This window comes from Dermabacter sp. (assembly GCF_032550575.1).
Taxonomy (GTDB): Bacteria; Actinomycetota; Actinomycetes; order Actinomycetales; family Dermabacteraceae; genus Dermabacter; species Dermabacter hominis.
Genome location: NZ_JAWFZC010000005.1, coordinates 162,716 through 174,733, shown reverse-complemented (window position 1 = coordinate 174,733; position 12,018 = coordinate 162,716). Strand labels below are relative to the sequence as shown.

Here is a 12,018-nt window from a genome sequence, read left to right as displayed (position 1 = left end):
CGCTGTGCTGGGTCACGGTGCACTCCTTGTGTCTTGAGATTTCGTACCCCTCAACCTTAGCGAGCGCGAGGGGTCTCGGCGCCTGTGTTCGCCAGGGGCGCAGTTCCGACGCTTGCCTCGCTACAGCTGCGGCTGGGACCACAGCACTGTTCCGTGCGCATCTCGAATCGTCACGCGGGGCATGTCCTCGAGGGTGACGTCAACGTCGATGAATCGCTCGCCCCCGTGCTCGTGGGCACGGTACGTCATGTATTCATTCGCGATGGCGAGCACTTCGGTGCGTGCGGTCACGAGCCACGGCTCGGCTCGGCGTACGCCGATGAGCCCGGCGATCGCGTCGCGCATGGCGGGCCCTTCGCCGAAGAAGTCGCCTGGGGAATCGGGGAAGGCCTGGCGCACGTCGTCGTCTCCGCCGAGGCGCTCTTCCTTGATGCCGCGGAAGGCCTGCTCATCGCCGTAGTACAGGGCGGGGGTGCCGCCGAGCGTATAGAGGATCGCGTGAGCCGTGAGCGCGCCGTCTGCGCCAAGCACGCTCGCGATGCGGCTCGTGTCGTGATTACCCACGAATGTGTACGGAACGAAGTGTTCGAGGAACGTGTTGTGGCGGCCGAGAGTCCACTCGAGCTCGAAAAGATTCTTCTGCTCGATGCTCGAATAAATCGCCTTCCACAACTCGTACTCGGTCGCGGAATCCACTCCCGCTTCGCGCACGAACTCGGCGTAGTCGCCGTGGATGATCTCCGCGAAGAAGAACGCTTCGGGGAAGTCCCGGCGAAGGTCGGGGATGATCGCGCTCCAGAAGCTCGTGGACACGGAGTAGGCGGCATCGAGGCGCCAGCCGTCGATCCCCCGCTCGAGCCAGGAGCGCATGACGTGGGCGATTCTCTCGCGCGCGGCGGCGCTTTCGTGGTGGAAGCGGGCGAGCTCCCCGTGCCCTTCCCACACGCGGGGGGCCGGGCCGCCGTCGGCCTCCATATCAATATCAAATTCGCGCTCGCTCGCGTTCGCGGAGGGGTTCTCAAGCTCGCGGCGAAGCGGTTCGAAATCGATCGAAACGTGCGAAAACACGCCGTCGAGAAGCACGCGGATCCCGCGTTTTTTGCACGCAGCGAGGAAGCGATCGAAGGCAGCATCGTCGCCCAGCCTCGGGTCGATTTTCAGGTAGTCCAGCGTGTCGTAGCCGTGGGTTTTGGACTCAAAAATCGGGCCGAGCGCGATCCCGTTGAGGCCGAGTTCTTGCACATAGTCGAGCCAGCCGGTGAGGTGATCGAAGCCCCGTCCGGTGCGGGAATCGCCCTCGCGGATCGGGGCGTCGGTGAAGCCGAGTGGGTATACGTGCCACCACAGGGCGTGATCGATCCAAGCCATGACTATGCCTCCTTCGCGCGGCGCCGCGCGCTGTTAAAAGGGTAGCGGCCCCACCTCCGCTTTCGCGATGAGGGGCCGCGCCCTTAAGGGATGGTGCGAGACTACTTGTCTTCGCTCTTCTCCTCGGCAGCCTTCTTGGTGGCGGCCTTCTTCGCCGGAGCCTTCTTGGCGGGGGCCTTCTTGGCGGCCGGCTTCTTCTCAGCGGTCTTCTTGTCCGCGGACTTCTTTTCGGTCGTCTTCTTCGCGGCGGGCTTCTTGGCAGCAGCCTTCTTGGCGGGCTTCTTCTCGCCCTCAGCCTTGGCATCCTCGTCGGCCGAGGAATCGTCGGACTCCTCACCCTTCGAAAGGCCAAGATCCAGAACCTTGCCGCCCTCAGCCTTGACCGTCACCTCAGCAAGCGCGTCGTCAAGCGCCTTCGAGCGCTGAACTTCGCCGAAGATCTGCTCGAGCTGACCGCCCTGCGCAACAGCCTGGAGGAACGTGTTCGGGTCCATGCCGTACTGCGCGGCCATCTGGGACATGAAGCTCATGAGGTCTTCCTGGCCCACCTCGACCTCGCGCGTCTCGAGGATCGCATCGAGGAGGAACTGCGCACGGATCGCCTTGACCGTGTCGTCCTTGATTTCCTCGCCGTGCGGGTCATCCGCCGTCTTGCCCTCGTTTTCGAGGTGAGCCTCAATCTCGTCCTTGACGAGCTGCTCGGGAACCTCAATCTCGATGTCCTCGAGAAGCTTCTCGAGAAGCGCGTTGCGGGCGAGCGCGACGCGGTTGCCCTCGGCGTCCTTCTCGGCCTGAGCCTTGAGATCCGCCTTGAGCTCATCGAGCGTGTCGAACTCGGAGGCGAGTTCAGCGAACTCGTCGTCAGCCTCGGGAAGCTCGCGCACCTTCACGCTCTGAGCGGTCACGGTGATCTGCGCTTCCTCGCCGGCGCGCTCGCCACCGGCGAGCTTCGAGGTGAACGTCGTGGTTTCGCCAGCCGAAAGGCCGATCAGGGCCTCGTCGAGGCCGTCGAGCATGTTGCCCTCGCCAATGTTGTAGGACACGCCCTCGACGGTGTCGATCTGCTCGTCCTCGATTTTCGCGACCATGTCGATCGACACGAAGTCGCCGTCCTCAGCGGGGCGATCCACACCCTTGAGGGTGCCGAAGCGCTCGCGCAGCGCGGTAAGGCGCATCTCCACTGCGTCGTCGTCAACGACGGGCTCCTCGATCTCGATCTCGAGGTCGGAGAAGGTGGGAAGTTCGATCTCCGGGCGCACATCCTGCTCGATAACGAACACGAGGTTGCCCTCTTCCGAGCCGTCGAGGCCCGGAACTTCCTTGACCTCAACTTCAGGACGGCCTGCCGGCTTGAGTTCGGCCTCGGCAGCGGCCTGCTGGTAGTAGCCCGGAAGCGCGTCATTCACGGCTTCCTGGATGATCGCGGGCTTACCGAAGCGCTTCTCGATGAGCGACGTGGGAACCTTGCCCTTACGGAAGCCGGGAAGCTGCACATCCTTGGCAATCTTCTTCGCGGCCTGATCGATCGCGGGCTTCAGTTCCTCAAAAGGAACCTCAACGTTAAGCTTCACGCGGGTCGCGCTCAGCTTCTCGACTGCAGTCTTCACGTGCAAGTCTCCTCGTAGTAGTTCTCGTATTTCAAAGTCGGTAACCGGAGCCACGCCACGTGGCGGCCCCTGCGACGTCGGGATGACAGGATTTGAACCTGCGACCTTCCGCTCCCAAAGCGGACGCTCTACCAAGCTGAGCTACATCCCGGTCCACCACACCAGCCAACGTTCCTTCGAACCGCAAAAGCCGTTATGGCAACCCAGCCAAGTTTACCCGCCGCCACCTGAGGGCGCTGCGACATCACTCGCGCGATGTGACGAGATACATTCCTCACGCCGCACGTCCACGCCTTGGGCAAGGGCGCGGCATGTGGCAATATAGATCCCTGAAGCGCTCGGGCGCTTCTCGCGGGTGTAGCTCAATGGTAGAGCCTCAGTCTTCCAAACTGATTACGCGGGTTCGATTCCCGTCACCCGCTCCATCTCCCCCTTCCCCCTCGGATTGCATAGACCTTGTGGGGGTTTCGACCCCGCTCAGCGCGCGCACGGCTCTCGCCCGACAGCTAACCTCGAATGCAACGCGGGACTCATCGCGAATGCCGCCCCACGATTCTCTGCGCTCTCACGCAGACCCCTCCTTAGTGCATTAGCGCTATGACAGCATCGCTCACTCTCCATGAGTAGGCTGATGATGTCGCTTAACTATCTCGATATGGGGAAGTGATGCGGCTCCAAGAAGGGGGTCGGGCGCCAAAGAGATCCATGGGCTCGCCGCGGGACAACCCCCGCTCCCGCATTCCGGCGCCTCCCCTCGCGCCTCTACCGCGAAGAAAGGTTCCGCCCATGAGCACACCCCAGCCCCGCGAAGCACTCGCGATCGTTGACGCCGCGAGCCCCCTCGGCGACGCTCTCGTGAGCGAGGCCTACCTCGCCCTTCGAAACGGCGGCGATGTAGTGGCGCTGAGCGCCCAGCCCGAACGCCTCACGCATTTTTCGCGCGCGATCACCTACGCGGCGATCCCGGACGACCTCGAGGAGTACGCCGCTCGACTCCACGGCGCAACAGCGGTCTTCCTCGTTCTCGAGGCCCACGAGGATGCCGAAAAGCTCGCCGCCAGCACTGTTCGCGCGATGCGGCGCGCTGGAATTCGCCGGCTCATCGCAACGGCGCCACTCGATGCCCTCCGCTGCACCGTGCACGGCACGCGCGAGGCCGAAGCTCCGCGCCGCGAACGCTCCTTCGCCGAAAGAGCAACGCGAGCGTGGGCAACCGTCGGAACACCAGACCCATCCCTGCTGGCTGCCCGCCGTGCCCTCGAGCTCGTGCGGCTCTCGGGTCTGGACACGACGCTTCTCCTGCACCCGCCGATACTCGTGGCACCCGGGCCCGCGTCCGTCCAGCGCACGCCCGCCGCGTACGCGCCGAACGCGAGCGCCGACATCACTGCCGCCAACGCTGCCCGCGCCATCCTCGCCTCCCGCTACGAGGATGGAATCGGCCGAGAAGACGTGCTCAGCGAGGGGTAGCGGGAGAGAAAACTCAAAAACCCCACACCACTCGACGAAACTGTGCGACACCGTTCAGCCCCGCCACCTACAGTTATTCCGTGACTGAGAACGCGACGAACGCTCCCCAAGATCCCACGCCCGCCGCTTCCTTCAACGCGGCTAGCTTTGACGCCTACCTTTTCGACCTCGACGGGGTCGTCACCCCCACCGCCGACGTCCACATGCGAGCCTGGAGTCGTATGTTCAACCAGGTGCTCGTGGACTACGAGGGGCAGGCCAAATACACCGACATGGACTACTTCACGTACGTGGATGGCAAGCCGCGCTACGACGGCGTGAGGAGTTTCCTCGCCTCCCGCGGGATTAACCTGCCCGAAGGAAATCCCGACGACGCCCCCGCCGCCATGACCGTCTGCGGCCTCGGTAACCGCAAGAACGCCCTCGTGCTCGACATCCTCGAGCAGGAAGGGGTCGAGCCGTATCCCGGCACGCTCGCGTTCCTTGACTCGCTGCCCGAAACTGCGAAAATCGCGATCGTCTCGAGCTCGAAGAATGCCCGCACCGTGCTGAAGGCCACTGGACTGCTCGAACGCTTCGAGGTGATCGTGGACGGCAACGTCGCAGCCGAACACTCGATCCAGGGCAAACCCGCCCCCGACACCTACCTTTATGGCGCGAAGCTCGTGGGCGTGCCCGCCGAGAAAGCCGTCGTGCTTGAAGACGCTACGAGCGGCGTGCAGGCCGGGGCCGCGGGCAACTTCGGTGCCGTCATCGGCGTTAACCGCGGCGTGGGCCAAGAGGCGCTCGCCGAAGCCGGCGCCACCATCGTTGTTGACGACCTCAAGGAGCTGGCATGAGCATCCATAAAGTCTCCGCCGACCCCATGGACAGGGTCCACCTGCCCGTGGATGAATGGCAGCTCGTCGAGTCGCGCCCCGGCGCACAGCTCGGTTTCCTCGAAACGATTTTCGCGACCGCCAACGGCTATCTCGGCATGCGCGGCACGCCCGAGGAGGGCCGCGACGTCGCAAGTCACGGCACGTTCCTCAACGGGTTCCACGAAACCTGGCCCATCAAGCATGCCGAGAACGCGTTCGGCTTCGCGAAGACCGGGCAGACCATCGTGAACGCACCCGATTCGACCGTCATCAAGCTTTACGTCGACGATGAACCGCTCAACGTCTCCACGAGCGACCTCCTCGAATACAAGCGCTGGATCGACTTCCGCGAAGGCGTTCTGCGCCGCGATCTTCTGTGGCGCACCCCGAGCGGTGCCCAGGTGCGCGTGCGCTCTAGCCGCATGGTGAGCTTCACCGACCGCCACCTCGCGCTCATGTCCCTCGAGGTCGAAATGGTCAAGGGAAGCGCCCCGATCGCGATCTCTTCCCAAATCATCAACCGCCAGGACCTCAACGTCGATGCCGCGCCCGCGACGGCCCCGCGTGCCGGCGAGAACAAGTACGATCCGCGGCAAACCACGTCGTTTGACACGCGCGTGCTGATCCCGGAAGACAATCACGCCTCCGGCGACCGCGTGCTCATGGGCTATCGCACCGCCCACTCTGGAATCGGCGTTGGCGTTGCCGCCGACCACACAGTCGAGACGGAAATCGACTTCCAGAGCCTCGTCAAAATCGACGACGACATGGGTCGATTCATCATGCGTGGCGAACTGCCCGAGGGCGAGAAATTCCTCGTCAAGAAGGCCGTTGCCTACCACTTTGCACCGGGTGTGCCGGTGCGCGAGCTCCAGGATCGATGCCGCCGCACGCTCGACCGCGTACACAAGCACAAGCTTGAGAACTACCACGACGCACAGCGGGAATTCCTCAAACGCTTCTGGGAACGCTCGGACATCCGCATCGAGGGCCAAAGTGCCGTGCAGCAGGCGGCCCGCTGGTGCATCTACCAGCTCGCACAAGCCGCCGCTCGTGCCGACCAAGCGGGAGTCCCCGCGAAAGGCATGACAGGCTCCGGCTACGAAGGCCACTACTTCTGGGATACCGACATCTATGTCGTCCCGTTCCTCACCTTCACCTCGCCGGAATGGGCACGCAATGCCCTGCGCTTCCGCGTGAACCTTCTCGATGCGGCCCGCGAGAGAGCCCGTGAGCTCAACCAGCGGGGCGCCCTCTTCCCGTGGCGCACCATTAACGGCGACGAGGCGAGTGCCTACTACGCGGCCGGAACCGCGCAGTACCACATCGACGCGGACATCGCGTGGGCGTTCGCCACCTACAACGACATCACGGGCGATACGAGCTTCCTCGACCTCCAAGGCGCCGAAGTCCTCGCGGAGACCGCGCGCATGTGGGCCGATCTTGGCTTCTGGCGTACCAATGGCGAGCGGACGTTCCATATTCACGGCGTGACCGGGCCCGACGAATACACGACGGTCGTGAACAACAACCTGTTCACGAACGTCATGGCGAAATACAACCTCGAGCGGGCCGCTCGCACACTGCTCGATCTGCGCGAACGCCTCCCCGAGGCCTACCGCGCGCTCGTGCAAAAAATTGACCTCGACGAGCGCGAGATCGACGAGTGGCAGGCCTGCGCCGAAGGCATGTACATCGAGTTCGACGAAACGATGGGCATCCATCCCCAGGACGACCGCTTCCTCGATCGCGAGGTGTGGGACATCAAGTCCACCCCGGCCGACCGTTTCCCGCTTTTGCTCAACTACCACCCGCTCGTGATCTACCGCTTCCAAGTCATCAAGCAGGCGGACGTCGTCCTCGCGACCTACCTGCGCGGTGCCGAATTCACGACCGAGCACAAGAAGGCGAACTTCGAGTACTACGACCCGATCACGACCGGCGACTCGACCCTGTCCGCAGTCGTCCAGTCGATCATGGCTGCAGAGGTGGGCCACCAGGATCTCGCCCTCGATTACTTCCTCACGGGCCTCTACGTTGACCTCGCCGACCTGCACAAAAACACGAAGGATGGCGTTCATATCGCCTCCGCGGGCGGCGTGTGGAACGGCCTCGTCGCAGGCTTTGGCGGCATGCGCTTCAACGACGGCGACATCAGCTTCGACCCGCGCCTGCCCGATGAATGGCCCGCCCTTGAGTTCCCTCTCACCGTGCGCGGCAGCCGCTTCACCGTGCGGATCACGAAGGGCGACATCACCTTCACGCTCGACGAGGGCGAGGAGCTCGAGGTCAGCGTGCGCGGCGAAACGGTCCGCATCACGAACGAGAGCGTGAGGGTTCCTCTCCATGGCCAGGGCCCCATCCTCCAGGACGGCGACATCGAGGCGCACTACGTTGGCGATTCACGCGCCGACGGCACCCTCATCACCTCGACCGTGCCCGACCCGAACTCGCCGTGGGAGTACCCGGAGGCGGCGTGTGAGGAGCACGAAGGCTAGGGTCCGGGGGATAAAATTGGGGTCCGACGCTTGCCCGGCAGGCGTCGGACCCTGTTTTTTCATCGAAAGAGAGCCATGAAACCGCGCATCGTCCGTGCTGATCTTCCCGCCGAGCCCACCAGTGAGCTGCCACCGTGCGTGAAGCGACGTGATCTCGGCGCGCTCGGTCTGACCGGTGCTGCCGCGCTTGCCCTCGCCGGCTGTGGCCCGGATCGCGGTGGCCTCAAGGCAAAGGAAGTCCAGGTCGATGACTCGGGCGCCGTTTCCCTCGAGGACCTTCCCGAAAACCAGACGACCATCGTGAACTTCGGCGGGCAAAAGGCATTCGTCGCCGTCGTCCGTGGAAGCGGCGATGACCTCCACGGCTTCGAGGCATACTGCACGCACCAGGGCTGCGCCCTCAACCCCGAGGGGCCCGTGCTTCACTGCCCGTGCCACGATTCGACGTTTGATTCTCAAACGGGAGACGTCAAGGGCGGTCCCGCCGAGAAGCCCCTAACCGAAGTGGCCCTTAAGGTCGCCGACGGCAAGGTTACCCGTGCCTGAGGCCTCGAATCTCACGAGCGACGGGCGAGTTCGGCGCGAGGTCGTCAGCTTCGTGCGTCGCGGCTCCCGTCTGAACGCCGCCCAGGAGCGCGCGTGGCAGGCGCATGCCGCTCAGTACGTCGTGGACGTTCCGCGCGGGGCCCGCTCGACTCTCGCCGACCCTTCCGTGCGACTGTCCGTTTCGGAACTGTACGGGAATGCGAACCCGCTCATCGTGGAGATCGGCTCCGGGCAGGGCGATTGCATCGCCGCCGCGGCGGCCTCGCGCCCGAGCGAAAACTTCCTCGCCCTCGAGGTGTACAAGCCGGGCCTTGCCCAAACGATGCTCCACCTCGAGCGCCTGTGCCTGCCCCGCAACGTGAAAATGCTCGAGGTCGACGCCGAGAACTCCCTGCCCACGCTTCTCGGGCCCGAATCGATCCGTGAAGTGTGGATCTTCTTTGCAGACCCGTGGCACAAAACAAAACACCACAAGCGTCGGCTGGTCTCTCCCGAGTTCCTGCGGGCCCTCACGACGCTCCTCGAGCCGGGCGGAATTATTCGCACCGCGACCGACTGGGCTGACTACGCCGAGCACCAGCACGCCGCTTTCGAGACCGTCGCGGCCGAGGGGCTGCTCGTGAACCTCCACCCGTCAGGGCCGAGGCCCGAGGGCACCGCGTCTGACTCGGTGAGCGACGCAATGCCGAACGAGGGGTTTGCGCCGCGGTTCGACGGGCGCGTGCGCACAGCCTTCGAGAAGAAGGCAACGGCGGCTGGGCGCCTCGTGTGGGAATTCGCCTACCAAAAAGCGTAAGCGCTCCGACGGGTTAGGCCTCGGCGGGCGACTCGAACTTGTAGCCGAGGCCGCGCACCGTCACGATGAGCTCCGGGCTCTTCGGATTGACCTCGATCTTCGCGCGCAAGCGCTTGATGTGCACGTCGAGGGTCTTCGTGTCGCCCACGTAGTTTGAGCCCCACACGCGATCGATGAGCTGGCCGCGCGTGAGAACACGATCGGCGTTGCGCAGCAGAATCTCGAGAAGCTCGAACTCCTTGAGCGGAAGCGGCGTGTCCACGCCACGCACCCGCACCACGTGCCGATCGACGTTCATCTCGATTCCGCCGGCCGTCAGCACGGCCTCGTCTTCAACGCTGTCCTGGCCGGGTGCCTTCTGCTGCTCTCCGCGGCGAAGAACGGCTTTGATGCGAGCGAGAAGTTCGCGCGACGAATACGGCTTCGTCACGTAGTCGTCGGCACCAAGCTCGAGACCGAGAACCTTATCGAACTCGTCATCTTTCGCAGTGAGCATGATGACGGGCACGCTCGACGTCTTGCGGATCTCGCGGCACACATCAGTGCCGCTCATACCGGGAAGCATGAGGTCGAGAAGCACGAGGTCAGCCCCATGCACCTGGAACACCGCGAGCCCTCGGTCGCCGGTATTTGCCACCGCGACCTCATATCCCTCCTTGCGCAGCGAGTAGCTGAGCGCGTCCGAGAAACTCTCCTCGTCTTCAACAATGAGGATGCGTGCCATGTTTCCTATTCTCCTGTGTGAATGGGCAGATCCCGTGGTGAATCGTCGGCGAGCTCGGGGATTCGAAGCGTGAACGTCGAACCTGAGCCCTCCTTCGACCATACTGTGACTTCGCCCCCGTGGTTGCTCGCAATGTGCTTCACGATCGACAGGCCAAGGCCGGTGCCGCCGGTCGCACGGGAGCGTGCCTTATCCACGCGGTAGAAACGCTCAAAAATGCGTTCCATATTTTCGGGCGAGATGCCGATCCCCTCGTCCTTCACGGAGATTTCGACCATGCCGTTATGGCGGCGGGTCGATACGCCGATGAGGGTGTTCGGCGGTGAATACGTAATCGCGTTCATGATTAGGTTCGACAGTGCCGTGGTCAGCATCGTCGAGCTTCCGAAAACCTCAAGGTTTTGCGTGCCACCGGACTGGATCGTCATGCCGTGGCCCGAGGCGAGGTTCTGGTTGAGGGCAACAGCTTCGGCAACCACGGAGTCGACGTCGACCGTGGAGGCGTCGGCAAAAGATTGCGCCCCCTGCACGCGCGACAGCTCGATGATTTCCTGGACGAGGAGCGAGAGGCGCCGCGATTCAGTTTGCATGCGGCTCGCGAAGCGGCGCACGGCTTCGGGGTCATCTGCGGCGTCCTCCATCGTTTCCGCGAGGAGCGTTAAGGCGCCGACGGGGGTTTTCAGTTCGTGCGAGACGTTCGCGACGAAGTCACGACGCGTTTCTTCGACGCGGGACTGCTTCGTGAGGTCATCGGCAAGCACGAGGATTCGCCGTGAGCTGCTGAGCGCGCCCACGCGCACGCTCACAACAGTGGGCGTGTTGAGATCTGAGCGGGTGGTTTTCTCGTTCGTCAGCATCTGCTCGCGGAAGCCACCTTGGCGCGAGACCTGGGTGACGATGTCGATGAGATCACGGTGCGCGAGCCGCGGGTAGTCTCCGCCGGTGGTGCGCACGAGGCCATAGCTATAGGCAAGGGGTGAGGCGCGCAGGACGTCGCCGCTCGAATCGAGCAGTACGTACGCGCTCGAGAGGATCGACAGCACTTCGGAGGTGGGCTCCGGGATAACCGGCTTCGCCGGTTCCGGCACAGGCCGGCTCCCACGCAGCGCCGCGTAGGTCGCCACAACTCCCGCCACAAGGCCGCACGCGGCAGCGACAAAGAGGAGAGCAACGGAATTCACCCCACCAGGGTACTCGGTCTCGGGGTCCGACGGCTCCCCGCGCCCCATCGAACCCAATTTCGTTTCCTGGTTATTCACCTTGGGGTTTGCCAACATTCACTTCCCACCGGGAAAATGGGAGGTGCATTACTGCCCCTAGAGAAAAGGACGATCCGATGCGTGCAGCATTCCAGAATGAACTTCAGGTCCTGCGCGATGGCCTGATGGAGATGAACTCCCTCGTCGCCACCGCACTCGAGGACGCCTCGAAGGCGCTGCTCACCGGCGACCTCGCGCTCGCCGAGAAGGTCATCGTCCGCGACCAGGAGATCGACGATCTCCAGGCGGAGCTCGACGAGAAGGCCATTGACGTCCTCGCGACGCAGTCCCCCGTCGCTACGGACCTCCGCACGGTCGTTGCCACACTCCGCATGAGCGCGTCGCTTGAGCGCATGGGCGATCTCGCCGCTCACATCGCGCTCGTGCTGCGCCGCCGCCACCCGAACGAGGTCATCCCGGCTGATCTCAAGCCGACCGTCGAGACGCTCGCCGATCTCAGCCTCAACGCCGTCCACGATGCCGGGAAGGTCCTCGAGAGCTACGACATAGCCCTCGCCGCCGTCATCGAGGAGCGCGACAACAACGTGGATCGCGCCATGGACGAGGTTTACGCCGCGCTCTCCGCCGACGACGCCTCCTACTCCGTCAAGGAGTCCGTTGACCTTGCGCTGCTCGCTCGCTTCTACGAGCGCCTTGGCGACCACGCCGTATCGATTGCGCGCCGCGTGGTGTTCCTCGTGACAGGCGATTCGCTCGACTCGCACAACCCACACACGGACGTCGACGAGTTCTGATCCGCTAGGCGATTCCTTAGCAGCGCCGCACTCCTGGGCGCTCAGTCTTTCAGTAAAAAGCGGGGTTCCGGCTTCTGGCCGGGGCCCCGCTTTTGCTACCCGCTTACTCCACACCCCCACCAGCCGCGCCCCCAC

At 64.0% G+C, this 12,018-nt stretch carries 10 protein-coding genes and 2 tRNA genes; 7 read left to right on the top strand and 5 right to left on the bottom strand.

Features of this window, described 5'->3' with window-relative positions; translation table 11 throughout:
* Positions 1–120 precede the first annotated feature (120 nt).
* The 3 genes from E6X30_RS07140 to E6X30_RS07130 all read right to left on the bottom strand — a co-directional run bounded on the left by E6X30_RS07140 (position 121) and on the right by E6X30_RS07130 (position 3,126).
* Positions 121–1,368 (bottom strand): alpha-amylase family glycosyl hydrolase, encoded by a 1,248-nt coding sequence (locus E6X30_RS07140; RefSeq protein ID WP_016663094.1) that lies wholly within the window; start codon positions 1,366–1,368, stop codon positions 121–123.
* A gap of 101 nt (positions 1,369–1,469) precedes the next feature.
* Positions 1,470–2,975 (bottom strand): trigger factor, encoded by a 1,506-nt coding sequence (gene tig / locus E6X30_RS07135; protein ID WP_016663095.1) that lies wholly within the window; start codon positions 2,973–2,975, stop codon positions 1,470–1,472.
* Positions 2,976–3,052: 77 nt separating this feature from the next.
* Positions 3,053–3,126 (bottom strand) — tRNA-Pro (locus E6X30_RS07130).
* A gap of 200 nt (positions 3,127–3,326) precedes the next feature.
* On the opposite strand from E6X30_RS07130, the gene E6X30_RS07125 reads away from it, so the two are divergent.
* The 6 genes from E6X30_RS07125 (at position 3,327) to trmB (ending at position 9,145) form a co-directional block, all read left to right on the top strand.
* Positions 3,327–3,400, top strand: a tRNA-Gly gene (locus tag E6X30_RS07125).
* Between the two features lie 361 nt (positions 3,401–3,761).
* Positions 3,762–4,445, top strand: coding sequence for an NAD(P)H-binding protein (locus E6X30_RS07120; protein WP_316335963.1), 684 nt, complete (start codon positions 3,762–3,764; stop codon positions 4,443–4,445).
* An 80-nt stretch (positions 4,446–4,525) separates the two neighbouring features.
* Entirely contained in the window at positions 4,526–5,284 is a 759-nt protein-coding gene (locus E6X30_RS07115) for a beta-phosphoglucomutase family hydrolase (RefSeq protein WP_316335962.1), read from the top strand.
* Positions 5,281–7,803, top strand: coding sequence for a glycoside hydrolase family 65 protein (locus E6X30_RS07110; protein WP_016663098.1), 2,523 nt, complete (start codon positions 5,281–5,283; stop codon positions 7,801–7,803). Before E6X30_RS07115 ends, E6X30_RS07110 begins: the two co-directional genes overlap by 4 nt.
* A 75-nt stretch (positions 7,804–7,878) precedes the next feature.
* On the top strand, positions 7,879–8,349 hold the full coding sequence (locus tag E6X30_RS07105) for a ubiquinol-cytochrome c reductase iron-sulfur subunit (protein WP_016663099.1): 471 nt from the start codon (positions 7,879–7,881) through the stop codon (positions 8,347–8,349).
* Entirely contained in the window at positions 8,342–9,145 is an 804-nt protein-coding gene (gene trmB, locus E6X30_RS07100) for a tRNA (guanosine(46)-N7)-methyltransferase TrmB (protein ID WP_034370337.1), read from the top strand. The genes E6X30_RS07105 and trmB overlap by 8 nt, the downstream gene beginning before the upstream one ends.
* Positions 9,146–9,158: 13 nt before the next feature.
* Here trmB and E6X30_RS07095 read toward each other — a convergent pair whose 3' ends face one another.
* The gene (locus tag E6X30_RS07095) at positions 9,159–9,869 is read right to left on the bottom strand and encodes a response regulator transcription factor (RefSeq protein ID WP_016663101.1); all 711 of its coding nucleotides are present in this window, start codon (positions 9,867–9,869) and stop codon (positions 9,159–9,161) included.
* Positions 9,870–9,874: 5 nt separating this feature from the next.
* A complete protein-coding gene (locus E6X30_RS07090) occupies positions 9,875–11,146 on the bottom strand; it encodes a cell wall metabolism sensor histidine kinase WalK (RefSeq protein WP_016663102.1) in 1,272 nt (423 codons plus the stop codon).
* A 59-nt stretch (positions 11,147–11,205) separates the two neighbouring features.
* Between E6X30_RS07090 and phoU the strand changes: the two genes are divergently transcribed.
* A complete protein-coding gene (phoU, locus tag E6X30_RS07085; protein WP_016663103.1) occupies positions 11,206–11,883 on the top strand; it encodes a phosphate signaling complex protein PhoU in 678 nt (225 codons plus the stop codon).
* Positions 11,884–12,018: the final 135 nt, after the last annotated feature.

Excerpts from the sequence above, each read along its gene's own strand:
- E6X30_RS07140 (WP_016663094.1), bottom strand. The coding sequence starts at position 1,368 with ATGGCTTGGATCGATCACGCCCTGTGGTGGCACGTATACCCACTCGGC.
- E6X30_RS07120 (WP_316335963.1), top strand. The coding sequence starts at position 3,762 with ATGAGCACACCCCAGCCCCGCGAAGCACTCGCGATCGTTGACGCCGCG.
- E6X30_RS07110 (WP_016663098.1), top strand. The coding sequence starts at position 5,281 with ATGAGCATCCATAAAGTCTCCGCCGACCCCATGGACAGGGTCCACCTG.
- E6X30_RS07105 (WP_016663099.1), top strand. The coding sequence starts at position 7,879 with ATGAAACCGCGCATCGTCCGTGCTGATCTTCCCGCCGAGCCCACCAGT.
- E6X30_RS07095 (WP_016663101.1), bottom strand. The coding sequence starts at position 9,869 with ATGGCACGCATCCTCATTGTTGAAGACGAGGAGAGTTTCTCGGACGCG.
- E6X30_RS07090 (WP_016663102.1), bottom strand. The coding sequence starts at position 11,146 with ATGTTGGCAAACCCCAAGGTGAATAACCAGGAAACGAAATTGGGTTCG.
- phoU (WP_016663103.1), top strand. The coding sequence starts at position 11,206 with ATGCGTGCAGCATTCCAGAATGAACTTCAGGTCCTGCGCGATGGCCTG.